The organism is Sphingomonas adhaesiva, from assembly GCF_002374855.1.
GTDB classification, from domain to species: domain Bacteria; phylum Pseudomonadota; class Alphaproteobacteria; order Sphingomonadales; family Sphingomonadaceae; genus Sphingomonas; species Sphingomonas adhaesiva.
In genome coordinates this window covers 1-24,636 of sequence record NZ_NWVC01000016.1, presented here as the reverse complement: position 1 = coordinate 24,636, position 24,636 = coordinate 1, and the positions used below count along the sequence as shown (strand labels likewise).

Below are 24,636 nucleotides of genomic sequence, written 5' to 3'. Positions count from 1 at the left end.
TCAACCAACCGACCGCCAACGGCGGATAGCACGCAGTCGTGGAGAGCCGGATGCGCTGAAAGGTGCACGTCCGGTTCGGAGGGGGGCCGAGCAATGTTCTCTCTGAGACCTTGCCGGCCTACCCTACCCGAGCAGATAGACGGCATCGAGGCGAAGTATCCGGCTCCCGCGCCGATCCTCACCGCGACCAATCCCCACGAACGCGACGCGGAGCTGGACACCCTCTTTGCCCGCGTTCCCGTCGCCGTCCGGCACCACGGATCGCAGCCCTACTATCAGCCGAGCGGCGATCACGTCGTCATGCCTGAGTTCGCCGACTTCCACACCGGGGACGACTATTATTCGACGCTTGCCCATGAGCTTTGCCACGCAACCGGCCACGTGGACCGGCTCGCCCGCCCCACCCTCCTTTCCACGAAGCGGGAGGATTACGCCCGCGAGGAACTGGTGGCCGAGCTGGGTGCGGCATTCGTCAGCGGCGCGATCGGCATCAAGCTCCACGACCGAGAAGATCACGCGGCCTATCTGGCGAGTTGGCTGCAGGCGCTCCGCAACGACAAAAGGTGCATCTTCACCGCCGCGACCCAAGCGCAGGCGGCCGCGGACTGGCTGCTTAGCCGGATGAGCAACGCGGCGATGTCGGTCGCGGCGTGATGGATACGCGGCCCCGATCTTTCGTGAAACGGGCCGCGTTCCTGTTCTCCCGGACCGTCCCGGGCGTGCGCGAAATCGACACTTGTAAATCAACCATCGAACCGCGCCGACCGGATGCTTTTGGTCGGTAGAGCGACGCCCAATTCGCGGGTCTCGCGCGGTTCTGTGCGCCCAATCACGGGCATAGAAGGACGAAGCATATGTCGATCAAAGGTACACTCGATCCGATCCACATTGGTGGCGGGACCCGCTCGTTGATGCGGGACAGCGGGCGGCATGTCGACAAGGGCTGGTGGGGCGTCGACGACAACAACACCCCGCATATCGGCCCCTATGGCAGCCGCGAAGCCTGCCAAGCCGCGTGCGATGCCATCAACGATGGTGACGCCGACTAGGGAACGGTCTGGAGCGACCCCGAGGGTCGCTTCAGGCTCCTATGCGCGCGCGCCGGCTTCGCTTCGCGGCACCGGCGCGCGCCTTTTCTAGTCGTCTCGCGACGCGCAGCACAGGGTGAGCGAGCCTTTCCCCGCTCAACCAGCGCCGCGTGAAGCCGTCCGCCGTCGAGGCGATGGCCGACGACATCGAGGCGCACGGGCTGTTGCAGAACCTCGTCGCCTATGAAGACGAGGGGCTGTTGTGGGTCTTTGCCGGAGGGCGGCGTTACCGCGCGCTCAAAATCTTGGTGAAGCGCAAGCGGATCAAGAGCAGCGACACTTTCCCGGTCGAGTTGCGGACCAAGGAGGAAGCCATCGAACTGTCGCTCGCCGAGAATTTCCAGCGCGAGGACATGCACCCTGCCGACAGTATCCGCGCCTTCGCCGCGCTCCGCGACACCGGCATGGACGCCGAGGAGATTGCGGCCCGGTTCGGTCAGGCGGTCAGCTTCGTCTACAAGATGCTCCGCCTGTCCGCGCTCGCCCCGGCGCTGATCGACCTGATCGCCAAGGACCAGTTGAGCCTTGAGGCGGCACGTACGCTCACCCTCACCGACGATCACGACCAGCAGATGAAGGTCTGCAAGGCCGCGAACGGCCACGCGCACACCATCCGCCGCATGCTCACCACCGAGAAGGTGGACACCACCAGCGGCGCGTTCCTGTTCGTCGGGCGGGAGGCCTACCAGGCCAAGGGCGGCACGATCACGGTCGACCTGTTCAGCCAAGGAGCCGAAGGCTTCGCGGACGATCCCGAGCTGGTGCGGGAGCTGGCAGAAGAGAAGCTGGACGCACTCGCGGACGAGTATCGCTCAATCGGGTGGCACGAAGTCCGTGCGGCGCTCGAACGCCCTTACGACCTCTATATGAAGGGCGGCATGGGGTCGGCGCTTTCAAGCGTGGTGGGGGGCGGCAGGTGTGCCACGTGGCACAGGCAGTTCCAGTGATGGCAAGGGTGCAACCACGGCGTCCGGCAGCGCGAAGAGATCTCGAAGCGCACGGCGCCTGAAGGCATTGAACCAGCGACGCCGGCGATGTTCGGCCGCGTCGTGGATCATGTGGCAGCGCTGGCAGAGCGCAGCGAGATTGCGCGGCCCATTGTCGGTCGGGTCGTGGTTGAGGTGCGCGCAGGCGATATAGACCCGCGTCAGCCTAACCGCTTCGGCGACATTTGCGCCTGGCACGCGGATGCGACGTCCTCGCCCATCGCGCCATTGCCGGCGATCGGCATCCCACCACCGGCCATCGCCGAGGTGGAAGACACGTGCCCCATGCGGTCGCCGGCAATGCTCGCACCGCCCTCCAGCTCGGCCAAACCGGATCAGCTTCGACAGTTCGGGCCAGTCGATCGGGTAGAGCCAGCGATGTTCCGGCATGATCGGCATGACCGGATTCTGAATCAGTAGGGCCGAGAACGAAAGCAGAAAATGTATGCTGGCGAAGGTGGCTGCGCAGATCACGCAGCCACATACGGCTTAGCCGTTCAGCGCGTCCTTGACCGCCTTGGCCGGCACGAACGTCAGCTTCTTCGAGGCGGCAATCTGGATGGTCTCGCCGTTCGAGGGATTGCGGCCCTCGCGCGCCGGGCTATCCTTGATCTTGAACTTGCCGAAGCCGGACAAGGATACTTCCTCGCCCTTCGCCGCGGCCGCGACGATCGCCGCCAGCAGGCCGTCCACCGCCTTACGGGCGTCGGCTTTGCTCAGGGCGTGATTGGCAACCAGCGTTTCGGCGAGTTCGGCATTGTTCATGGTGTTCTCCCAAATCAGACCGTGTGAATACCCGCGCGATCCCGAATTGGCGACCGGCACCAGGATGGCCGCCGAGGCGGGCTCGTTTGTTGGCGGCAGACGCCGCGGGGAACGCCAAGGGCGCCGCCCTTTCGTTCCCGAACGACAATCTTGCCGCCCGTGTAATCCGCCAAGCGCGGCACCCGGGGTGAAGCCCCGGCCGCGCTAGGGCGGCTCGCCCGCGCCAGCTTCCCAAGATTCTCGCTCCCCCTCCCCATCCCGTCCTCGCCGGACAGGCAGGGCCGTGAGGCCGAGCGGCCTTGCGGCCCATGCCAACAAGGAGGATCACCACATGCCGACCCCCGAGCAGATCGACACCATCCGGCGCCTCAATGACGCGGCGCGTACCCACCCCGGTCTCGCGAGCCTCGCCAACGTCACGATGGGGTTCCAGGCACTCTCCGAGCTGGACCGCTTCGCCGCGCTGGTCGCGATCACCCGGTTCACGAAGTTTGACGGCGACAACGACCCCTATGGCGAGCACGATTTCGGCGCGGTCTATAAGCTCGCAAGCGGCGCGTGGACGCAGGACCGCCCCGACGATGCGGAGGCGATCGTGCAGACGGTGTTCTGGAAGATCGACTATTACGACACGAGCCTCACCTACGGCAGTGACGCTCCGTGGGATTCCGAGCAGACTAAACGGGTGCTGACGATCATGCTGGCCAGCGAATACTAACCCCTATGGCGTAGCGATCCGCGCTCGAATGAGCGCGGATCAACCGTGCCGAAACGGACCTGCACCAACGTGATTTGTTGAGAAATCGCGGGGGAGCGCGTAGGGTTAACGGCGAAAGGATGACGCGATGGCCCAGATCAATCTCGACACGCTGCGCGAGCGCATCCGCTCCATGGACTTTCAACGCGGCACCCCCGAGCAGATTGCGCTGTGGCGCGAGGACGTGGCAGAGGCGCGCGCCAACCTCGTCATTGAGGACATGGCGCCGACCGGTGACGAAGATGCCATGTTCGCCATGATGCTCGACGAGGGTGTTCCCCCGTCGCTCATGCCGTCCATCATCCTCGGCCTCTACAAGCCAGGAACCCACCAGATCGCGGCCTGACCTTGGCAGACGATCCCTACACCTATCCGGGGACGGATACGCTCCGGAACCGGCTTGGGATCACGGACGACAAGACCCTCACGGAGGCCGAGCGAAGGCTGACCTTGGCGCGCGGAGCGGAAGCCGCGCGCCTCACCTTTCCAGCGACGGCGGATGGCTATCGCGCCCTGCATCGGCACCTCTTCCAGGACCTTTACGACTGGGCGGGTCAGGACCGCACCGTCAACATCGCCAAGGGCGGCTCGAGTTTCGCGCACGTGCCCTACATCGCGCATGAGCTCGACAAGCGGTTTGCCGACACGCGCGCGGGGGACGCCCTGAAGGGCCTCGCCCGGGACGAGTTTTTCGACCGGCTCGGCAACCACATCAACGAGATCAATGCCATCCACCCTTTCCGCGAGGGAAACGGGCGGACGATGCGTCATCATGCCGCGCAGCTCGCCCGCGATGCCGGCCATCCCATCAGGATCGCCTCGATCGACAAGACCGCGTGGATGGACGCGTCCCGACATGGCTTCCTCACCGGCGATCATCGGCCCATGGCCGCGGTGCTCGCCGAGGCGGCGATCCGTCGCGACCTTGCGCCCGAAGCGCGGATCGGTCCCGCCGGGATCGCCTTGCTGCCTCAACGCGCGCCGCCCGAAGGGCAGCGCTACCGGGTGACGCTGACCAAGGCACGCGAGGAGCTGGATCGCTATCTTCCGGCCGCCCGCCAGCAGGCGGCCGATCGGCTGCGCAGCCTCGTCAGGGATGGTGCGCCCTCCCCCGTCATCGCCAATGCGCGCACCGAACTGGCCTATGTCCGCCACGCCAAAGGTCCGATCTACCAATCGCACCTTCTCACCTATCTTGGCGTGCGCCAGGTCGATGCCGTCATCACGGCCCAGCAGACCCCGCTTGAGCGCGTGCGCGAGATCGGTGCGGCGCTCGGCGTTCAGATCAACTCGCAGCCGCCCGCGCAACTCCAGCGCGCCGTCCGCTCGCTGGAGCGGCCGATCCTGCCGCCCGGTGCTTCGCCAGGTCAGGAGCGGCTTGCCGAGCTGTTCCTGAAGAACACCGCCGAGAAGAACCACGCCGACCCACGTCTCGCGCCCGCCCAGGCGATCGTCGACGCGGCGATGCAGAAGGCACGGGAGCGCGGCGAAAGCGCGCGCATGGTCAACACAGTCGGGGAGTCCACTCGCCAACTCGTTGCCGATCGGATCAAGACCGGGGCAGCGCTCGAAGGGGCGTCCGCCCCGCCTTCCTCACCGGGTACACCGCCCCCGGATCGCGGCAAGGATCGGAGCCGCTAGGCTTCGCCTAGCGTTCGGGGCGTCGGGTCGGGAAGACTGGACCCCTCACCGTCATCTTGGTGGGGTCATAGGGCTTCTGCAGGGCGACGATCTCGTCATAGGTGCCGCGCAACCACGTATCGATGTCCTCGGGCTCGAGGATCGTAATCATTGCCTTCGGGTGGATCGGCGCAACGAGCGTGTTGGGGTTACACGTCACCATCGTGAAGCCGTTGCCGCCCTCTGCGCGCTGCCAGAAGCCCGCAACCGCGAATACTGGCTGGTCGGTCACGCCGAACCACATCTCGCCTTTCAGGGGCGGTTTGCCGTCGCCCAGGTCGTGCTTGTCAGGCGTGAACTCGCAGAACTCAGTCAGCGGCACCAGGCAGCGGTTCTCCGGCTTCTCCGCTAGCCTGCGCCATTGCGGGAGCCCGAGCTGGCGCACGTTGGTCATCGGCCACGCCGCCTTCCCGCCGAGCACGTCCCAGGTCATCACGTCCCATGCCCGCTCCCCGCCCTGTTCGCGGATGACATAGTTGCGGCTTTTGGGACGCAGCTCGCGGGGGTCGAACCGATTGTCGCGGGGTCGCTCGCTGAACAGCTTCGCGGCCGATCCCCAAAGGGTCTCAGGCTCATTCGACATGCGGGCACGATTGCACATAGCGTCAGATAAACCGCTCCGATCGATCTCGCCTAGCGAGCCACCGTGATGGCAATTAGGCCGCGATCGAGTCCAACTTATAGCGTACCATCCTCTCGCCCGGCTCGCTCATATCAACTGTTTCAAACCCCATCTCACGCTCCAACGCCAGCGCCGCGTAGTTGTCAGCACTTTCGACGGACTCGACTGTCGCTATGCTCTCCGCTTTAGCGTAGTGAAGCACGTGCTGCACGAGCGTCCAGCTGACGCCCTTGCCTTTCCACTCGCGATGAACAGACACGGCTAGCTCGCCCCGGGTCCGGTCCGCGTCGCAGGCCAGCATGGCGGTGGCGATAAGCTTGCCTCCGGCGAACGCTAGAAAGTTAATCGTCCGCCGGTAGTCGACCTGAGTCATGGGAACGAGCCGGTCCCGTCCAACCTCGCGCAAGCTGGTCAGGAAGCGGAACCTCAGATCCTCGGGTGCCAGATGAGCGAACAGATCGGCGACTTCCGTCTCATCGGCTGGCACAACCGGCCGTACGTGTAGCGCTACGCCGTCCCGGGTCACCAGATCAGCAGCCCACTCAGAGGGTACCGGCCGGATCGCAAGCCGGCTCTGACGGGGCTGATCGGAGATGCGGATACGGCAGTCGATTGCCACTGCGCCGCCTGCGTGGACGATGAGCGGATTGATATCGAGTTCGACGATGTCGGGTAGATCGCACGCGATCGCCGACACTGCGTTAAGCACCCGAACGACCGAATCGAGATCCGCCGGAGGTACGTTTCGGTAGCCGGCTAGCAGCCGGGACACGCGCGTCCGTGCGATCATGTCACGGGCGAGCTGATCGTCCAACGGCGGCAGCTCCAGGGCACGGTCCGCCAGCACCTCCACTGCTACGCCGCCTGCTCCGACCGTGATCACGGGTCCGAAGGAGGGGTCGTCCGCAAGCCCGACGAGGAGTTCGGTGCCGCCTTGCGGGCGAACCATCGATGTCACGTCGAAGCCGTTCAGCGACGCGTGAGGATGCTCGTGAGCGAGGCGGCGCGCCATTGTCTCTGCGGCAAGCGAGGCGGCGTCGGCGTTCGGCAGGTCGACGGCGATGCCGCCCACGTCCGACTTGTGCGGCAGGTTCGGCGAGACGACCGCCACCGCGTAGGGCGGCTTCAGCTCATGGCATGCGGCAGTCACCGCAGAGGCCGTCTGCGCATAGCGTGCTGGCACCACAGGGACACCGTAGGCGGCCAGCAGCCCGCGAGCCTCCGCTGCGGTCAGCATGGTCCGGCCCTCCCCGCGCGCCCAGTCGATGTTGGTCCTCGCCAGCGCACGGTCATGTTCGGGTATCGTGACGCTCGCGGGCGCGCGGAGGACGGCCTGACGGCCGAGTGTCGCCTGCCGCAGATAGCCAAAGCCGCGCACGGCATCATCCAGATTGTCGAACAGCGGCACGCCCGCGAGTTCGAACTGCCCCCTCACTCCTACCGCGTTCGCCGTCCCCAACCAGCAGCCTATCACCGGCTTCGCCCCGGCGCGTCGCTGTTCCGCAACCGCCTTGAGCACGGCCGCGGCAACGTCGGTCCCCGTCTCTACAGCCGTCGGGCAGTGGACGACGAGGATGGCATCGACGCCCGGATCGGCCAGCGCCGCTGCGGTCGCCTCGCCAAAGCGTTCAGCCTTCGCGTCCCCAATCACGTCGATCGGGTTCGCGCGCGACCACCCCTTGGGAAGATGCGGGTCCAGCCGGGCGATCGTCGCCTCTTCGAGCCGCGCGAACTCGCCGCCCGTTCGGGCCAGCGCGTCGGCTGCCAACACGCCGGCGCCGCCGCCGTTCGTCACGACGGCAAGACGCTCGCACCGCGCCGGACGGAAGGCGGTGACGACCTGGGCGGCATCGAAGAGATCAGTCAGGCTGTCGACCACGATCACGCCCGCACGGGCGAGCGCCGCGGCACAGACGTCGTAGGCGCCGGCGAGCGCCCCGCTGTGCGTGCGCGCCGCTCCGGCGCCGACCTGACTGCGTCCGGCCTTGATCGCGATGACCGGCTTGACGCGGGTCGCGGCCCGAGCGGCCGAGAGCAGCTTCGCCGCATCGCCGATGCCCTCCAGATAGAGCAGGATCGCATGGGTGGCCGGATCGGTGGCGTAGAGGTCGACCAGGTCGCCGACATCGACATCGGCCATGTCGCCCATCGAGATCAGCGAGGAGAAACCAACCCGCTTGTCGGCTGCCCATTCGACCATCGCGGTCACCAGCGCGCCGCTCTGGGAGAGGAACGCGAGCCGACCGGGAAGCGGGCGGCGGGCAGCGAACGAGGCGTTCAGGTGCAGGTGCGGCAGCAGCACGCCCAGGCTGTTCGGGCCGATGAGGCGCATGTCGTGCGCGCCGGCGGCCTCCAGCATCGCCTGCCGCTGATCGGGGTGCGTGCAAGCGGAGATGACCACGGCGACGCGAGTGCCCCGGCGGCCGAGCGCATCGATGATGCCTGCAACCGTCTCCGGCGGCGTAACGATGACCGCGAGTGTGGGTGCCTGTTCCAGGCCTTCCACCGACGCAGTCCAATGGACCCCGTCGCGGAAGACCGGCTTCGGGTTCACCGCGGTGATCTGGCCTGCCAAGCCGCCCGCGATCAGGTTGTCGAGGACCTTGGCACCGAGCGAGCCGTGCCGGGTCGATCCACCCACGAGGACGACGTCTTGCGGTTGCAGCAGGGCTTTGAGGTGGCGGACGGACATCGCGAAACTCCTTCGAACGTGCCCTCCGTCTGGCAGCCGCCCGGCATCCGGCGCGATGCGTGATTATACGGAGGAGCCCGCGATCGGCTCGCGCAGCGGCCCTGCTAGGGGTAGGCCAGCGCCCGTTCGGCCCGTCCACGCCTGATCCACAGGACGAAACCCTTCGCCAACTCCGAGGCGGCCAGGGTGAGACCGGCGCTGCCGATGCACACGATCATGGTCGCGCTGTCCGGCAGGCGAGTGCCCAGGACGGCCTGGAGCGGCGGCAGGGTCATCGCTGCCACTTGCAGCGCAAGCGCGCAGACGATCCCGACCAACAGCCAGCGATCGCCACGCAGAAAGTGTCTCCAGACCGGGGCCGCCTCGTTGCGCGTCGAAAGCACGAAGGCGTTTTGGAACAGGACGGTCGCCAGCAGGACGCTGCTCCGGGCCGAATCGACCGACTCTCCGCGGGCAAGTTCCCACGCCAGCAGCATCGCCGCGAACACGGCCATGAGAAGCGCCGGGACGAACATCAGGACGAGCGCGGACCGATCGATCAGCCGCGCTCCCACTCGGCGAGGCTTCTGGTCGAGCTCGCCGCCTTGTCCGCGACCGAACGCGAGCGTCACCGTCTGGGCGCCTTCGGTGACGAGATTGCACCAGAGCAGCTGAACGGCAGCCAGCGGCAACGGCAGCCCAGCGGCGATCGCGACAAGGAACATCCCGATCTCGGCCATGCCCGTCGCGAGCAGGAAGATGGCGATCCTACGGATATTGGTGAAGGTGACGCGCCCCTCCTCGACGCCGGCGACGATGGACGCGAAATTGTCGTCTACCAGGATGAGGTCGGCCGCCCCCCGCGCCACGTCGGTGCCCGCCGCGCCCATCGCCACTCCGAGATCGGCGGCGTGCAGCGCAGGTGCGTCGTTCACGCCATCGCCGGTGACGGCGACGATGTGCCCCGAGGCACGCAGCACCTCCACGATCATGTGCTTTTGCTGCGGCTCCGTGCGGGCGAATACCCGTGCGCTTCGAATCTCTCGGCCCAGCGCTTCCGGGTCGCCCGACAGTTCGGCGATGCGGCTTCCCGTCAGGGCATGGTCGCCGTCCCTCGCAAGGCCGAGCTGGCGTGCGATCGTCAGCGCCGTCTGCGGATGATCGCCCGTGACCATCCGCACGTCGATCCCGGCGTTCGCGCACCGCCTCACCGCGTCGGCCGCCTCCGGCCGCAGCGGGTCGATCAGCGCCACGCAGCCGATCAATTCGAGACCCTTAGGAGCGGCCAAGTCGATCGCGTCAAGCTGGTCTACGCGTGCGCCCGCCAGAGCGAGCACGCGATAGCCTTCGCACGCCAGCCGCCCAGCCGCCGATGCCGCAAGATCGTTCGATCTATCGCACATGGCGAGGATCGTTTCGACGGCACCTTTCGCGTAGACCTGGATCCGGTCTCCGGCCCTGACGGCCACGCTGGCGAACCGGTTGGCAGGCTCGTAGGCGAAGAGCGCCAAGCGCGTGCTTTCCTCGACATCGCCGACCTCGGCTGCGAACCGGAGCAGTGCGACATCGACGCTGTCCCCGGTCGGCTCGCCACCAGCGGTCCAACTCGCCTCGTTGCACGCTGCGGCCGCCCGGGCGACCTCGCGCGGGATGGCGTTCTCGGCTGCCAAATCCGTCGATCTCAAGGTCCGGCCGTCCGGCGCGAGGACCGCTTCCACGGATAACCGGTTCTGCGTGAGCGTACCGGTCTTGTCCGTGGCGACCAGGGTGCAGGCGCCGAGCCCCTCGACCGCTGGCAGACTCCGGACGATCACGTTCCGCGCGGCCATTCGCCGCGTCGCCACGGCCAAAGCGACGGTGACCGCGATCGGCAATCCCTCCGGGATCGCCGACACGGCGAGTGCGACTGCGAGCAGAAAGATTTCCCCCGGCGCAGTGTCCCGCGCCAGCATGGCGAGCGCCAGGATAGCGATCACCGACACCGTAGCGATGGCGATCTGCCGGGAAAGGCGCTCGAGATAGAGCATGAGCGGCGGCGGCGCGGGAGGCGCGGCGCGCAAGGAGGCGTCGATCCTCCCCAGTTCCGTGTTGGAGCCGGTCGCTACGACGACGCCGATCGCGCGACCGGAGAGGACGGTGGTGCCCGCATGCAGAATGCTCGTGCGGTCGCCCAGCGGCGCACCCGGCGACACTGCGGCTGCGTGTTTCTCGGCCGGGAGCGCCTCGCCGGTGAGCAGCGATTCATCCACCCGGATCTGGGCTGCCGACACGATGCGCAGATCGGCAGGAACACCGCCCCCTGATTCCAGGTGGACCAGGTCACCGGGCACGAGCTGCGCCGCGTCGAGCTCCAGAATGCTTCCATCGCGCTCAACCCGCGCCGTACGCTTGACCAGCCGCTGCAACGCTTCTGCACTTGCGCCTGCCCGGCCCTCCTGCACGGCGCCGATCAGCGCATTGAGCAGGAGCACCAGCGCGATAAATCCGGCATCTAGCCGCTCCCCCATCCACAGTGAAAGAGCGGTCGCAGCGACGAGCAGGTAGATCAGTGGACTGCGGAACTGACGAAGCAGCAGCTCGGCCCAGGACGGCGTTCTTGGTCGCGGAAGCTCGTTCAGCCCCCAGCGGCGTCGCCGTTCCTCCACAGCCGCAGGGTGGAGCCCACCCTTTGGCGTATCGAGCCGCGCCAGGCAGTCCTCGACCGAGAGAGCGTGCCAAGGCGCAACCTCGTCGAGCGAAGCGCCATGAACGGAACGCGGAGGGCTCGACGCGGCGCTCAGCATCGCTTCGCCCCTTGGATCGCCACCTCCGCGTCGTGGGTCACCGTGTCCAGCGATCTATGAGCATCCAGGACCGCCCAGGTCGGCGGAACGTCGGCCAACCGGCTCGCCTGCGCAGCCGCCACCTTGGTATCGGCGTCGGAGGCGTCCTTGTGGCGCGTCTCCAGCCTGTGGATGCGCTCATTCTCACCAACGCTCAGCCACAACCCGCTGAAGCGAACACCTGCCGCGACGGCGAGCGCTTCGGCCCCAGCCCTCTCGGTCGGGTACAGAAACGCCGCATCGAGGATCACCGAGGAGCCACGCCGGAGGTGCTCCTCGGCGAGCGCAAACATGTGGTCGTAGACCATTCCGCCCGCCTCCGGCGTGTAGCTGTCTTGTGGAAGGCGGGTCTCAGGCGGCACCCCGGCCAGCCGCTTACGGAGTACGTCGCTGCGCAACACGCGGGCACCCGGGCGCGGGCCGAAAGCTGAGGCGATATGTCTCGCCAGGGTAGATTTGCCGGCTCCCGATCCGCCGCCGATCGCGATCAGGCGGGCTGGCTCGTCTGCGAGCACCGTGGAAGCCAGGCGCAGGTAGTCCGACGCATCATTCGTGTCTCCAGCCGAGGCCCGGACATGAGCGCGGATCGTAGCGCGCAGCGACATGAAGAGCGGAAGGAGCGTCCAACCCGCTTCGTCCTCCGGCGACAGATCGACGTAGCGGTTGGCCAACATGCTTGCGGCGGTCGGAAGACCGACGCGCAGCAGGTCCATGATGAGGAAGGCGGTGTCGTAGAGCACATCGACCGTGGCCAGTTCCTCGCTGAACTCCAGACAGTCGAAGAGAACGGGCGCGCCATCCAGCACTGCCACGTTGGCCAGGTGGAGGTCGCCGTGGCACCGGCGCATCCGCCCGCATGCAGCCCGCGTATCCAGCAGGGCGGCGTGACGCGAGAGCTCCGATCGCTGCCTTGACACGAGCCGCTCGATTTCATCGTCCTCCATGCCGAGCCGCGTCCGCGACAGACTGACCGCGTTTCCGGTGATCACGCGCTCCAGTCGGTCGGCGCCGGAGCCGATGCTCACGGCAGCGGCGGCATGAAGACGAACGATTTCGTCAGCCGCGGCCATAACCAGATCGGGAACTAGATCACCCCGCTGCGCCACCGCCGCAAGCAGGTCCCCGTCCGCGAAACGGCGCATCTCCAGCATCCAATCGACCGCCATGCCCGGACCATCCAGTTCCAATTGGCCCGTCGACGACGTGCTGATGCGATGAAGGCCGAGATATAGCTTGGGTGCGGTGCGTAGGTTCAGCTCGAGTTCGCGCTCCAGCGCCTCCCGTCGACGCTCCGGCGTGGAGAAGTCGAGGTAGTCGTAGCGGACGCGCCGCTTCAGCTTCCAAGCGCGATCCGCCGTGAGGAGCACGTGGGCTGCATGCGTGTCCACGCGCTTCAGCACCGCGCCGCCGAGAACGCCACTCGTCGCGAGCCGTCGAATGAGGTCGTCAGCGCCGTAACTTCGGGGCGCATCAAATGCCATGTCGGTGGAGGCTTCGGGCATGTTGCTAGCCGGCGGGTCGGCGGAGCCTGCGGCCATGCGGGATGCTACGGAGGTCACGACATCCGGCCGAGCAGGTCACGCACGCTGAGCGTCGTCACGGTCGTGTAGCTGTCGGCCACGCCGTGCGGCAGGATCAGCCAATCGCCATGGACGAGCGCACCGCAGCTGTAGATGACGTTGGGGACATAGCCGTCGCGCGTTCCGTCCGTCGCTACCACGAGGGGCTCCCGGGTGCGGCCGAGCAGCTTTGTGGGATCGTTCCTGTCCAGCAGGCAGGCGCCGAGCGCATAACTGCGGATCGGACCCACGCCGTGAGTCACGACGAGCCAGCCTTCATCCACTTCGATCGGAGGGCCGCAGTTCCCCAACTGGACGAACTCCCACGGCCAGCGCGGCCTGACCGCAACGTCTCCGGCATCCCAGCGGTACAGATCGTTCGATCTCAGCAGCCAGATGTTCTCGTGATCCTGCCGCCCGAGCATGGCGAAATAGCCGCCGATGCGACGCGGAAAGAGCGCCATACCCTTGGTGGCGGAGTAGCGCCCCTGAAGCGCGAGCAGGTCGAACGTCTGGAAGTCGGTCGTTCGCAGCAGCTCCTGGCGGATCGTCTCGCCGCCCACGCCGGTGTACGTGCCGAGATAGACCACGCTCCCATCATCCTCGACGAAGCGAGTCAGCCTTAGATCTTCGAGACCGTGTCGATGGCGGTAAGCGACCGGAAAGAGGACGAGTCGGGAAAGATCGTCGCGGGCGCCACATTCCAGCCGGATGCCCGGATCGTCAGACGCCCCGCCCGGAATTCGGCTCGCCCGCGCCGAGACCAGGCGCGTGCGTGCAGGCGCGATCGAAAGTTCGCCCGCGGCGCTGACCAGCCCCTCGCGGAACGTGATGGAGGAGACATGGCCTTCGCCGACCGCGCGCAGTGACATGAGGATGCTGAGTTCGCCATGCACCGTACCCGACTGATCGGGATGCGGGACGATGCTGGGGTTGAACAGCGCTGCGGCCTCGACCGCATATTCCTCCATGAGGTAGCCGCCGATCAGCTGCATCCGCTCCGACGTCATGGCACTCGGAGAGCTGGCTGGCTCCACCACCTCGTGAAAGCGCCGGGAGAGCATCAGCTCGACTTCGGCATGTCGGCCATCCAGGCGATGTCTGAGATCGACCAATTCACGCCGGACCAGTTCCTCATCGAGCGCGAGAACCCTATCGATGACACGGCCAGTTCGACTCTGCGGCACCTCTGCGCTCGGGAAGGGATTGTCCGCCGGTGTGAACGGGCGGAGCACGACGCGGGACGGGTCGGGATACAGGGTCGCCGGTTGCTGGTGTTGAGCGATCTCGATCGCCGCGCCGCTCACATTCCCCTCCGGCTGACAACCAGCGCGGTGCCGCTCCGGTCCACGGAGACAAGGTGCTGGTCCCCATTGGTGCAACGCACCCGCCATTGCGGTTGCGAGCCCGCCGCTCGGACCCGCTCGGCCGCATCCACCCCTTGGCAGTCGAGGCCGGCGTCTCGAATGGCGCGGAAGAGTACGGCCCGACGCTGGGACTCGGGCAGGCTCTGCACCTTCGCCGCATAGTCGACGGAGTTGGTCACCGCCCGCTCGTCCGGGGAAACCGACCCGCATCCTGTCAGCAAAATCGAAAGCAGATATGCGACGTGCTTCATGGTGCCCTCCGACGATGAACTCGGGCGGTGCTAGGAGCCCGTGCAGTCTCACATCATCCGCAATGGTACGGAGGGAGCGCGATCACATTCCCGGTTCGTGATCGGCCTGCTCGGCGTTCCCGCTGTTTGCCGGCCAGCACCAATCCGTGATCACGGGCATGTCCTCGCCGTGCTCGCACACGTAAATCTCGTGCTTGATGAGCGTATCCCGGAACAGCTGAACCGCGTGCGCGCCGGTCTGCAGTGCCCCAGGCACGCGTTCGATCGCGGCGAGTGCGAGATGGAAGCGATCGAGCTCGTTGCGGACCAGCATGTCGAACGGCGTGGTCGTCGTACCTTCCTCGCGGAAGCCATGAACGTGGAGGTTGACATGGTTGGTCCGCCGGTAGGCGAGCCGGTGGACGAGCCACGGGTAGCCGTGAAAGGCGAAGATCACCGGACGATCCGCCGTGAACAATGCATTGAATTCGGCGTCCGCCAGCCCGTGCGGATGCTCGCTCGGGTGCTGAAGCGTGAGGAGGTCGACGACGTTGACCACTCGGGTCTTCAGGTGCGGAACGTAGCGCCGCAACAGGTCGACGGCAGCCAGGGTTTCCGTCGTGGGCACGTCGCCGGCACAGGCCAGAACCACATCGGGCACCTCACCCGCCTTCTCGGTGCCGGCCCATTCCCAGATGCCGGCACCCGCCGCGCAGTGGATCTCGGCCTGTTCCGCGGACAGCCACTGCAGCGCCGGCTGTTTGCCGGCCACGATCACGTTGATCCGGTCGTGGGTGCCGAGGCAGTGATCCGTCGTGCGCAGAAGGCAGTTCGCGTCCGGGGGAAGGTAGATCCGGACGATGTCGGCCTTCTTGTTGACCACCAGGTCGAGGAACCCGGGGTCCTGATGGCTGAAGCCGTTATGGTCCTGCCGCCAGACGTGCGAGCTGAGTAGATAGTTGAAGGACGGGACCGGCCGGCGCCAGTCGATTTCACGAGCGACCTTCAGCCACTTGGCGTGCTGGTTGAACATCGAACCGACAATGTGGATGAAGGCTTCATAGCAGTTGAACACGCCGTGGCGTCCGGTGAGCGTGTAGCCTTCGAGCCAGCCCTGACAGAGGTGCTCGGATAGTACCTCCATCACCCGCCCGCCCTGCGCCAGATGCTCGTCTCCGGGTTCGATCGGTGCCATCCACGCGCGGTCCGTAACGCCGAGAACCGCGTCGAGCCGGTTCGAGCAGGTCTCGTCCGGGCCCATGATGCGGAAGTTCCGGCGGTCGGCATTCTGGCGCATCACCTCTGCAAGGTACGCGCCCGCGAACCTGGTCGCCTCGCTCAAGACGCCGCCCGGGCGCGGTACCGACACCGCAAACTCCCGCCAATCCGGCCGGCACAGCGTCTGGCGACCGCTCCCTCCGTTCGCTTGCGGGTTTGCACCCATGCGCTTGTCACCTTCGGGAGCGAGCGCCCGGAGTTCGGGGATCAGTCGCCCCTCGCGGTCGAACAGCTCCTCTGGCCGGTAGCTCTGCATCCATTGCTCGAGAATGCGTCGGTGCCCCTGGTCCTCGCGCACTTGCGCAACGGGAACCTGGTGCGCTCGCCACGATCCCTCGACCTTCTTGCCATCCACCTCTTTCGGCCCGGTCCAGCCCTTGGGGCTGCGAAGGACGATGACTGGCCAGCGGGGCATCCCGAACATCGCGTTCTCGCGAGATGCGGTCTGGATATGGCGGATCAGATCGAACGCTTGATCCATCGCGGCCGCCATTCGGCGGTGCATCCGCGCCGGATCGCTCCCTTCAACGAAGATCGGCTCGTAGCCGAGGCCTTCGAAAAGGTGATGCAGAGTCCCATCGTTCATTCGACCAAGGACCGTCGGGTTCGCGATCTTATACCCGTTGAGATGAAGGATCGGCAGCACCGCGCCGTCCCTGACCGGGTCCAGAAATTTGTTGCCGTGCCAGGATGCGGCGAGCGGGCCGGTCTCCGCCTCCCCGTCCCCGATGACGCAGGCCACGACCAGATCCGGGTTGTCGAACGCGGCACCGAAGGCGTGGACGAGCGAGTAGCCGAGCTCTCCACCCTCGTGGATCGACCCGGGCGTCTCCGGCGAAGCGTGACTGGGCACACCGCCAGGAAAGGAGAATTGGCGAAATAGCCGGCGCATGCCGGTCAGGTCCGGTGAAATTTCGGGGTACAGTTCGCTGTAGCTGCCTTCCAGCCACGTCTGGGCGAGTAGTGCCGGGCCTCCGTGTCCAGGGCCGCAGACGAACAGCACGTCCTGGTTCCGCTCCCGGATGATGCGGTTCAGGTGCGTGTAGATGAAGTTCAGCCCGGGCGTCGTACCCCAATGGCCGAGTAGACGCGGCTTGATGTGCTCACGCTCCAGCGGTTCGCGCAGGAGCGGATTATCGAGAAGGTAGATCTGCCCGACGGAAAGATAGTTCGCCGCGCGCCAGTATCGGTCAATGAAATCTACAGCCTCGTCGGTGAGGACGGACTTGTCGGTCGTTTCCGCGCTGAATGCTTCGATGGTCGCGTGCATGGCTGGTCCACCCGTGAATATCCTGCGACCCTAGGCATCGCTCCGATCGCGCCCATGCGTAGATGTACGGAGGGTGGCCGGTTCACCGATCCGCGCGCACGAGCGCGGTGGCGATCGAAAGCTCGGGACGAAGCCGATCGGGTGTCACCACGACCGTCGAACCAGGTCCTGCTGCTGCCAGCACGCGCGCTCGGAAGACGGGGTCGACTTGGATCGCGTCCTGGCCCAGCTCCGGTCCTTCGACATGCTGCTGTCCGGGCAGGAGAAGCCGCAACCAACGGCCGTCCGCCTGACGCTGGAACGCGACTGGTCCAGGCACGTCCGACGTGAAGGTGACCGGCGCCGCGCCGATCTCCTTACCAGCGCGGATCACCCGCACCTCGCGATCGGCAGTGCTCACCACGATGGAGAGCGGTGCGGCGCGCTGCTCGTCTCCACGCCAGACCGTGGGTTCGGCCCGGTCGGGAAGCAGCGGAGCGGCTTCGGTGATCGCCATGGTAGGCATGATGCTCAGCCGCGTGACGATCACCAGCATGCCGATCCTGGTCTCGCGGAACAGCAGGCGTGCGAACGCCTCCGGCAGACGGATGCATCCGTGCGAAGCAGGGTAACCCGGGAGAAGCCCGCCGTGCAGCGCGATACCATCCCAGGTCAGCCGCTGCATGAAGGGCATGGGCGCGTCGTCGTACAGCGAGGAGCGGTGGTCGGCGTCCTTCTGAAGAATCGTGTATACGCCGGGTGGCGTCTCGTGCCCGCGCCGCCCGGTTGACACGGTCGTGATGCCGATTGGCAAGCCGTTCCGGTATACCGTCGCCCGCTGCGTCTCTAGGTTCACGATCATGACCATCGGGCCGCTCGGAGCGACTTGCGGCGCCCACAGATACTGACCGGGTCGCAGGCGTGCGGCGGCCTCGACGACAGTGCCGCTGGTCAGCACCGGAGCTTCCTGCACCGGTGCGAGCATGAGGAGAAGAGCGAGGGATAGCATGACGTCTTCCTCGCTAACCGAGGAACTTGTGCCCATCCGTATGTTCCCCGATGCCGGGCGGCGCGGACGTTTCCTAACCTGTTGCCGTCGCCGATCGGCGACGCCGACATCGGAGGAGATTCTCATGAACGACATGACCCCTGCACAGACTGGCTCGGCCGCGGCGCTGCCGCTCTCATCCGCAGCCACGGATACCCCGTTCCGCTGGCTCCGGTCGGAGATCGACCGTCTTTTCGAAACCTTCGGCCGGCCCGGCGCAGCCTTCCGCTTCGGTGAGTTCGCGCCGGCGCCCGCGCTCGACATGACCGAAAACGACGAGAGCTACCGCATCACCGTGGAGCTGCCGGGCATGAAGGACGACGACGTTGATGTCAGCGTGGCGGATCGCGTGCTGACCGTCTCGGGCGAGAAGCGCCACGACGAGGAACGGCACGAAGGCGGTACCCTCCTTAGCGAGCGCCGCTACGGTGCCTTCACGCGAAGCCTACGGCTGCCGGAGGACGCCGATCCGGCACAGATCGACGCACATTTCAAGAAGGGAGTGCTGATCGTCCAGGTCCGAAAGGACGAGAACGCAGCCGGGCGCGTCCGGCGCATCGAGGTGAAGAAGGATTGATCCACCATGCCCGCCTCCACCAGGAGGCGGGCAATTGTTTATCGTGACAGAGCGCCGATAAGTTCGTGCTGGCGTAAGGGCTTCTCCAGGACGGCATCGAAGCCGCTGGCCAGGGCCGCATCCTTCAAGCCCGCGCTGGGGTGACCGGTGACCAGGACGGCACGGCCGTGCCAACCACGGCGCTGAAAGGCGCGAAGTACGCCGATGCCGTCCCCGTCGGGCAGCCGGTAGTCCGCAACCAGCAGACCAACGGACGAGAGGTCGGCGTCGTCTATCTTCGCTTGCGCGGTGCCGAAGGCACGCACCTCATACCCTCGCCAGTGCAACAGCAGCTGAAGTGAGCGGCGAACTGCCTCATCGTCCTCCACGATCACGGCGACGGGCGGAGTGTATTGCTTTTTCATGCCGCAGGAATGCCCCGAAGGGCCGGAGCATGGCTCTACGTAGATGTCCGCTCTTGGGCACCGTAGCCTGCCGCAAAGGCAAGCCGCAGCGCCTCGGAGAGGCTGTGTACCTCCAGCTTGGTCATCAGGTTGGCGCGATGCACCTCGACCGTGCGCGGCGAGATGCCGAGGTCGTAGGCGATCGTCTTGTTGGGAAGGCCGTCCGCGAGCCCGCGCAGCACATCCTGCTCGCGCGGGGTCAGCGCCGCGATCCTGACCTTCGCCTCCTCTGCCGAGGCGGCAGCGGCGTCGTGCTGATCGAAGATGGCAAAGCCGGTATCAAGGGCGCGGAGCAACGTCGCCTTGTCGAACGGCTTCTCCAGAAAGTCGATCGCGCCTGCCTTCATCGCCTGAACCGCGATGGGCACGTCACCGTGCCCGGTCAGGATGATGACGGGCCACCCGACGCCGCGTTCCGCCAGCTGCTTCTGGACCTCGAGCCCGTCCATCTCCGGCATGCGGACGTCGAGGAGGACGCATCCGGGCTCAGCGGCCTTGACCTCTTTCAGGAAAGCGACGCCGGACACATGGGTGCGCACGTCGAACCCGGATGTGCGGAGCAGGAAACCCGCCGACCGCCGGATGGCGTCCTCGTCATCGACCAGGTGAACGAGCCTGCGTTCCGTCATTCTGCGTCTCCTGCCTGTGCGGCCGGTAAGGTGAAGTGGAAGACCGTGCCTCGATCGGTACCCGGTTCCGCCCAGATCCGTCCACCATGCGCCTCGACGATGGTCCGGCAGATGGACAGGCCAAGCCCCATCCCGTCCTGCTTGTTGGACGCGAAGGCCTGGAAGAGCCGGGGCGCAATCGTGGGATCGAGTCCGGGCCCTGTGTCCGCGACCGAGATCCGCACCATGGTTCCATCGCGCAGTGTCGAGGTCGTGATGTCGCTGACCTCGCCATTCCGGAGTGCCTCGACGGCATTGCGGAGCAGATTGACGAGCACCTGCTGCACCTGGACTCGGTCAGCCAGGACGTGGGTGGCGGCGGGGTCGAGCGAGACGAAGCTGCGTACGCCGAGTTCGCGAGCGCCCGTCAATCCGAGACGAAGTGCGTCCTCGATGAGGGTCGGGAGAGGCTCGATGCGGCGCTCCGTTTCTCCCCGTGCCACGAAGTCGCGCAGCCGCCGCACGATCCGGCCGGCACGGAGGGCTTCGCTCGCGGACTCGCTGACGGCTTCGATCAGCAATTCGCGCGGCGCATCATCCGCGTCGATCAGATCGCGCGCGGCCTCCAAATAATTGGCGATTGCGGTCAGCGGCTGGTTCAGCTCATGAGCGAGCGTCGATGCCATCGTCCCCATCGCGCTTAGCCGCGACACGTGGATCAGCTCACCCTGCAGCTCCTTCAACCGAAGCTCCGCCCGCTGCTGTTCGGAAAGATCTCGAATGAAGCCGGTAAAGATCCTGCCGTCGGCGCTGCGGGCCTCGCCCACAGACAACTCCATCGGGAACTCGGTTCCGTCCTTGCGTTCACCGACCACGATGCGCCCGATGCCGATGATGCGCCGTTCGCCGGTCTCCAGGTAGTGCTCGAGGTACCGATCATGCCGGGCGCGGTGATCGCCCGGCATCAGCAGGCTGACGTTGCGGCCCAGGACCTCCGCCTCGGTGTAGCCGAACAAGCGCTCGGCCGCGGCGCTGAAGGACTGAATGAGGCCGCGCTCGTCGATCACGATCATGGCATCGGGTACGGTCGCGAGAACCGAGCGCATGTGCGCTTCGCTCTCGGCCAGCATCTGCTCCGCCGCCCGGGGTCCAGTGACGTCAGCGATCGAGAGGCCGTATCCGCGCAGTTCGTCGGTGTCGTCGAACAGGGGCGCGACCGTGATGTCGGCCATGAACTCCGACTCGTCCGCGCGCTTGCACCAGTCGTCCAGGCGCACCGTCGCACGCGTGCCGGCAGATGGCCACCTGCCCGATGCGGCTGGCCAGAAGGCGTCGATGCTGCCCCCCGTGCTCGCCGCAGCCGAAGCGCCGAAGAGGCGTTCGGCTCCGATATTCCAATAGGTGATCGTGCCATCGGGCGTGGTCAGGATCACCGCACGGTCGGTGACGCTGGCGACGAACAGCGCCACGTCGTCCGAGTTCGCGGCGGGTGTGGTCACGGCATTCATTCCTGCGCGCTCTCGATCTCGGATTCCAGCCAGCGGATGCGGCTTACGATGGCAACGAAGAACGCGGTTGACCAGCCGAGCAGGATGATGCCGTTGGCGCTTTCGATGGCACCGAGCACGCGCCATCCGGGTTCAAGGACTACGTCCCCATAGCCCACCGTCGTGTAGGAGGCCGTGGAGAAGTAGAGCGCGGCTTCGAGCGACGGCAACGCTCCGACCGCGAGATAGAAGCCGGCATATAGCCAGATCTCGGCCCCATGCAGGACGAAGAGGCCGGCCGCGGCGCCGGCGATCGCCAATCCCTCGCGCAGCAGCATCGCGCTCGCCTGCTGGCGTCGGCGATGTCGGCGAAGCAGCAGCATTAAGGCTGCGATGCCGAAAAGGTGGATGGCGCATGTCACCCCGACGAGCATGCTAGCAGCAGCGAGTTCGACGGGGAGGTGCATGGCAAGCGAGGTTCACGAACGGCGGCCGCGCCACCATCCGTGAAACCCCTTAGACCGCAGATGATCAGCGACGATGCACGAGCAGCATCGGCACTCGGCACTTCTTCAGCATCATCTGGGTCGCACCGCCGAAGATGGTCTCCACGGTGCGCGAGTGACCGTAGCTTCCCATCACGACATAGTCATAGTGGCCCATCTCGGCCTCGCAACGGAGCGAGACGCTGACGCGATCGATGCCTGCCGGCTCCTTCTTCACCACTGGCTCGATGCCGTGACGCGAGAGGTAGCGGGCCGCATCCTCGATCGGCGCATCCATGGACTTGTCATCGACATAGTAGAGAGTGACGCTGCGGGCCAAGGAGAGCAGCGGCACGGCGGCGGTCAGTGCCGCCTCCGCATCGGCCGATCCGTCCCAGGCGATCATCGCGCGGCCGGTCAGGTCGAGGTGCTGCGACGCCGGCGGGACAACCAGCACGGGCTTACCGGTCTGCACGAGAAGATCGCCGATCACGTCCCGCATGCGCGGAAAGAGCTCGCCGTCCTCGTCCGTGCTGAGCACGACCAGGTCCATGAGCCGCGTCCGGCCCTCCAGCGTCTGCGACAGGAACCCGGTCGTCTCCGTCCAGTCGAACGGAACATCCTCGTGCTCCAGACGCGCGCGCATCCTGGTCGCATGGACGCTCTCGCTCTCCTGGTCCTCGGCCAGCAGCAGCCCGCCGGCACCCATCGCGACGTAATCGCCCATGACCTCGGGAATGATGGTGAGATCGAGGCAGGTGAGATGGCCGCCGACGGCTCGAGCGACGTCCAGCGCCGCCTGGTAACGAGCCTCCTGGCCCTTGTCGTCGTGGATCAGCAGCAGGATGTTCTTCATGATCGCCTCCTCGGTGTACCTTTCGAAGGCTAAGGAGGCGGAACAACCGTCGATATGCGCATTATCCCGGATGCTCAGGCAGCACGCTGACGCAGGCAGCGCTCGTCCTCGACGCGAAAGTGCTTCAGGTCCGTCAGCGTGATCAGACCGGCACCCCGGAGTTTCGTCAGTTCGCGGCTGACCGTCTCAATCGACAGGCCGAGAAGATCGCCCATCTGCTGCCGCGTCAGCGGAAATGCTACATCGTTGCCCGGCGAGCGCTCGGCGAACTCGACGAGAAGGCTGGCGACGCGCTCGCCTGCCGACTTGCGGCCGAGAAGAAGCATCCAGCGGCGCGCCCGATCGAGTTCGTCCAGCGCTCGTAGCAGAAGCGCATGTTCGACTTCGGGATGCGCGGCCGCGAACTGCTCAAACGCAGGGCGGCCGAGCGCGCAGAGCCGCACAGGCCCAACGGCCGTGACCGAGTAGCTGCTCCGGGTCCCGAAAGGGCGACCGACCATGTCTCCCGCGCCCGCAAGCCCCAGGATCTGCTCGCGCCCATCCGCCAACGATGCCGTGAGCTTGACGACACCGGACACGATGAAGCCGACGAGGAGCGTGTCGTCATCTTCCCAGACCAGCGTCTCCCCGCGTGCCAACGTGATCGGACGGGCCAACCGGTCGAACGCTCGCGCGGCCGCGGGCGAGAAGACGCTGCAGACTGCGCGACCGCGCGCCGTGCAGCCGACGCAGCGTGATGGAGTTGATTGTTCGACTGGCGCCAGGTGCATCAGAAATCCCCTTTCCAGGTCTGGATAGGTTGGCTCAGCGAGCGTCGGCATACGGGTTTGTACGGAAGGAACCGTTTGCGCTCGATCAAATCGCCTTCGTTCTGCCGCGAGCTAGCCGCCGAGGGACAAAAGGAGACCTCCATGCGTGCTTGCCTCACCACTGCACTGATCGCGCTTTCACTGACGCCCGGTGTCGCGGCTGCCCAGACCAGCGCCGGCGACTGGCTGATCCGCGTACGCGGCATCGTCGTGTCGCCCACGGAGACGTCCGGAGAGGTGTCGGGCATCCCGGGCAGCAGGGTCGGCGTGACGGCCAGCGTCATGCCCGAGGTGGACTTCACCTACATGGCGACCGACCATATCGGGGCGGAACTGATCGTGGCGACCACCCGGCACGAGGCGACCGGCCGCGGCTCGCTGTCGGCGATCGACACGGTCGCGAGCACGTGGGTGCTGCCGCCCACGCTCACGCTGCAATATCACCTTAGCCCCAAGAGCAAGATCCGGCCCTATGTCGGTGCCGGCGTCAACTACACCTTGTTCTATGCCGAGGACGCCAGCGACGGGCTTGAGGCTGCGCTAGGCTCCACCAAGGTCCGGATGAGCGACAGCGTCGGTTACGCACTTCAGGCCGGCATCGACCTCGATATCGGGCCGCGCACCTTCCTGAACCTCGACGTCAAGTATCTCGACATCGACACCACGGCTCGCCTCGTCACAGGTGTCGGGACCAGTCGCGTTCGCATTAGCATCGACCCGGTGGTGATCGGCGCAGGGATCGGGATGCGCTTCTGATCTCTTCGGCCTGTCGGCTTCCTGCTCGCCCGCCTCGGAGACGAGGTGGGCGATCGACGCACACAAGCGGCAATTCGGTGATTACATGCGCCGGCCCAAGGGGATCGCTGCAAAACCAAGCTGGCCGAGAAGGCCCACGAGACCCGGACCGATGACCATGCTCCGCAGCTGCTGGAGCACGGTCCGATCGAACACAGTCACGCCCAGCACCACCTCTGCCGTCAAAAGAAGGCACAGGGCGGCGGAAGACATCAGCAGACGGTCGTGCATGGTGGCCGGCACTTCGAAACGTTCGATCAGCCAGCCGCAATAGATCCATGAGGTGGGAAGCATGAAGGCGAGCTCCGTCGCGACCGCAATCCAATCGTAAGCGTCCGGTGACGGCGTCACCTCAAACGGGCCGGTAGTTCCACGGCAGCAGTTCAGCGACCCGTCGGGCCGGATGGTCGGCGATACGGCTGATGGTGTCGGCCAGCCAGGCCTCGGGGTCGAC

General features: G+C 66.2%; 26 protein-coding genes and 1 pseudogene. 10 read left to right on the top strand and 17 right to left on the bottom strand.

Features of this window, described 5'->3' with window-relative positions; genetic code table 11:
- Positions 1-93 precede the first annotated feature (93 nt).
- From COA07_RS17015 to COA07_RS18470, 5 genes and pseudogenes are all read left to right on the top strand, one after another.
- Positions 94-654, top strand: a complete 561-nt coding sequence (locus COA07_RS17015) for a zincin-like metallopeptidase domain-containing protein (protein ID WP_245842217.1) — start codon at positions 94-96, stop codon at positions 652-654.
- 200 nt (positions 655-854) lie between these two features.
- Complete coding sequence (locus tag COA07_RS18100) at positions 855-1,049, top strand: hypothetical protein (protein ID WP_058733683.1); 195 nt, start codon at positions 855-857, stop codon at positions 1,047-1,049.
- Between the two features lie 146 nt (positions 1,050-1,195).
- Positions 1,196-1,414: pseudogene (locus COA07_RS18830) on the top strand (ParB/Srx family N-terminal domain-containing protein); the annotation flags it as partial.
- 27 nt (positions 1,415-1,441) lie between these two features.
- Positions 1,442-2,035: a ParB/RepB/Spo0J family partition protein gene (locus tag COA07_RS17010; protein ID WP_483881761.1), complete on the top strand. Its 594-nt coding sequence runs from the start codon at positions 1,442-1,444 to the stop codon at positions 2,033-2,035.
- Between the two features lie 87 nt (positions 2,036-2,122).
- A complete protein-coding gene (locus COA07_RS18470) occupies positions 2,123-2,494 on the top strand; it encodes a hypothetical protein (RefSeq protein ID WP_157085170.1) in 372 nt (123 codons plus the stop codon).
- A 69-nt stretch (positions 2,495-2,563) separates the two neighbouring features.
- On the opposite strand, the gene COA07_RS17000 is transcribed toward COA07_RS18470, so the two are convergent.
- A complete protein-coding gene (locus tag COA07_RS17000; RefSeq protein WP_024310666.1) occupies positions 2,564-2,839 on the bottom strand; it encodes an HU family DNA-binding protein in 276 nt (91 codons plus the stop codon).
- A gap of 331 nt (positions 2,840-3,170) precedes the next feature.
- On the opposite strand from COA07_RS17000, the gene COA07_RS16995 reads away from it, so the two are divergent.
- From COA07_RS16995 to COA07_RS16985, 3 genes are all read left to right on the top strand, one after another.
- On the top strand, positions 3,171-3,557 hold the full coding sequence (locus COA07_RS16995; RefSeq protein ID WP_066707664.1) for a DUF3768 domain-containing protein: 387 nt from the start codon (positions 3,171-3,173) through the stop codon (positions 3,555-3,557).
- Between the two features lie 127 nt (positions 3,558-3,684).
- Entirely contained in the window at positions 3,685-3,942 is a 258-nt protein-coding gene (locus COA07_RS16990; protein WP_066707667.1) for a hypothetical protein, read from the top strand.
- A 2-nt stretch (positions 3,943-3,944) separates the two neighbouring features.
- Complete coding sequence (locus COA07_RS16985; protein WP_066707670.1) at positions 3,945-5,237, top strand: Fic/DOC family protein; 1,293 nt, start codon at positions 3,945-3,947, stop codon at positions 5,235-5,237.
- Between the two features lie 7 nt (positions 5,238-5,244).
- On the opposite strand, the gene COA07_RS16980 is transcribed toward COA07_RS16985, so the two are convergent.
- The 8 genes from COA07_RS16980 to COA07_RS16950 form a co-directional block, all read right to left on the bottom strand.
- The gene (locus COA07_RS16980; RefSeq protein ID WP_066707673.1) at positions 5,245-5,877 is read right to left on the bottom strand and encodes an SOS response-associated peptidase family protein; all 633 of its coding nucleotides are present in this window, start codon (positions 5,875-5,877) and stop codon (positions 5,245-5,247) included.
- Between the two features lie 55 nt (positions 5,878-5,932).
- A complete protein-coding gene (locus tag COA07_RS16975; RefSeq protein ID WP_066707676.1) occupies positions 5,933-8,590 on the bottom strand; it encodes a bifunctional acetate--CoA ligase family protein/GNAT family N-acetyltransferase in 2,658 nt (885 codons plus the stop codon).
- Between the two features lie 104 nt (positions 8,591-8,694).
- Positions 8,695-11,352, bottom strand: a complete 2,658-nt coding sequence (locus tag COA07_RS16970) for a cation-translocating P-type ATPase (RefSeq protein ID WP_083956725.1) — start codon at positions 11,350-11,352, stop codon at positions 8,695-8,697.
- A complete protein-coding gene (locus tag COA07_RS16965; RefSeq protein ID WP_083956726.1) occupies positions 11,346-12,929 on the bottom strand; it encodes a bifunctional aminoglycoside phosphotransferase/ATP-binding protein in 1,584 nt (527 codons plus the stop codon). Before COA07_RS16965 ends, COA07_RS16970 begins: the two co-directional genes overlap by 7 nt.
- 17 nt (positions 12,930-12,946) lie before the next feature.
- Positions 12,947-14,257 carry a glycoside hydrolase family 130 protein gene (locus tag COA07_RS16960; protein WP_245842215.1) on the bottom strand — a complete coding sequence of 437 codons (1,311 nt, stop codon included), beginning with the start codon at positions 14,255-14,257 and terminating at the stop codon, positions 12,947-12,949.
- Positions 14,254-14,568, bottom strand: a complete 315-nt coding sequence (locus tag COA07_RS18375; protein WP_066707690.1) for a hypothetical protein — start codon at positions 14,566-14,568, stop codon at positions 14,254-14,256. Before COA07_RS18375 ends, COA07_RS16960 begins: the two co-directional genes overlap by 4 nt.
- A gap of 82 nt (positions 14,569-14,650) precedes the next feature.
- A complete protein-coding gene (locus COA07_RS16955) occupies positions 14,651-17,095 on the bottom strand; it encodes a phosphoketolase family protein (RefSeq protein ID WP_083956729.1) in 2,445 nt (814 codons plus the stop codon).
- 82 nt (positions 17,096-17,177) lie between these two features.
- Positions 17,178-18,083: a L,D-transpeptidase family protein gene (locus tag COA07_RS16950; protein ID WP_083956730.1), complete on the bottom strand. Its 906-nt coding sequence runs from the start codon at positions 18,081-18,083 to the stop codon at positions 17,178-17,180.
- Between the two features lie 124 nt (positions 18,084-18,207).
- Between COA07_RS16950 and COA07_RS16945 the strand changes: the two genes are divergently transcribed.
- The gene (locus COA07_RS16945; RefSeq protein WP_066707696.1) at positions 18,208-18,699 is read left to right on the top strand and encodes an Hsp20/alpha crystallin family protein; all 492 of its coding nucleotides are present in this window, start codon (positions 18,208-18,210) and stop codon (positions 18,697-18,699) included.
- Between the two features lie 38 nt (positions 18,700-18,737).
- On the opposite strand, the gene COA07_RS16940 is transcribed toward COA07_RS16945, so the two are convergent.
- The 6 genes from COA07_RS16940 to COA07_RS16915 all read right to left on the bottom strand — a co-directional run bounded on the left by COA07_RS16940 (position 18,738) and on the right by COA07_RS16915 (position 23,348).
- Positions 18,738-19,103, bottom strand: coding sequence for a response regulator (locus COA07_RS16940; RefSeq protein WP_066707706.1), 366 nt, complete (start codon positions 19,101-19,103; stop codon positions 18,738-18,740).
- 35 nt (positions 19,104-19,138) lie between these two features.
- A complete protein-coding gene (locus COA07_RS16935; protein ID WP_066707709.1) occupies positions 19,139-19,771 on the bottom strand; it encodes a response regulator transcription factor in 633 nt (210 codons plus the stop codon).
- Positions 19,768-21,249, bottom strand: a complete 1,482-nt coding sequence (locus COA07_RS16930) for a PAS domain S-box protein (protein ID WP_245842214.1) — start codon at positions 21,247-21,249, stop codon at positions 19,768-19,770. The genes COA07_RS16935 and COA07_RS16930 overlap by 4 nt, the downstream gene beginning before the upstream one ends.
- Before the next feature lie 5 nt (positions 21,250-21,254).
- A complete protein-coding gene (locus COA07_RS16925; protein ID WP_307718157.1) occupies positions 21,255-21,620 on the bottom strand; it encodes a potassium channel family protein in 366 nt (121 codons plus the stop codon).
- 148 nt (positions 21,621-21,768) lie between these two features.
- Positions 21,769-22,578 carry a universal stress protein gene (locus tag COA07_RS16920; protein ID WP_066707719.1) on the bottom strand — a complete coding sequence of 270 codons (810 nt, stop codon included), beginning with the start codon at positions 22,576-22,578 and terminating at the stop codon, positions 21,769-21,771.
- Positions 22,579-22,652: 74 nt separating this feature from the next.
- Positions 22,653-23,348: a Crp/Fnr family transcriptional regulator gene (locus tag COA07_RS16915; RefSeq protein WP_066707727.1), complete on the bottom strand. Its 696-nt coding sequence runs from the start codon at positions 23,346-23,348 to the stop codon at positions 22,653-22,655.
- A gap of 141 nt (positions 23,349-23,489) precedes the next feature.
- On the opposite strand from COA07_RS16915, the gene COA07_RS16910 reads away from it, so the two are divergent.
- Complete coding sequence (locus tag COA07_RS16910) at positions 23,490-24,143, top strand: OmpW/AlkL family protein (protein WP_066707729.1); 654 nt, start codon at positions 23,490-23,492, stop codon at positions 24,141-24,143.
- Positions 24,144-24,224: 81 nt separating this feature from the next.
- Here COA07_RS16910 and COA07_RS16905 read toward each other — a convergent pair whose 3' ends face one another.
- Both COA07_RS16905 and COA07_RS16900 read right to left on the bottom strand, forming a co-directional pair.
- Positions 24,225-24,533: a hypothetical protein gene (locus tag COA07_RS16905; protein ID WP_096641348.1), complete on the bottom strand. Its 309-nt coding sequence runs from the start codon at positions 24,531-24,533 to the stop codon at positions 24,225-24,227.
- A gap of 1 nt (position 24,534) precedes the next feature.
- Positions 24,535-24,636: transposase domain-containing protein (locus tag COA07_RS16900; protein ID WP_141396567.1), on the bottom strand; the 102-nt coding region annotated here is incomplete at its 5' end.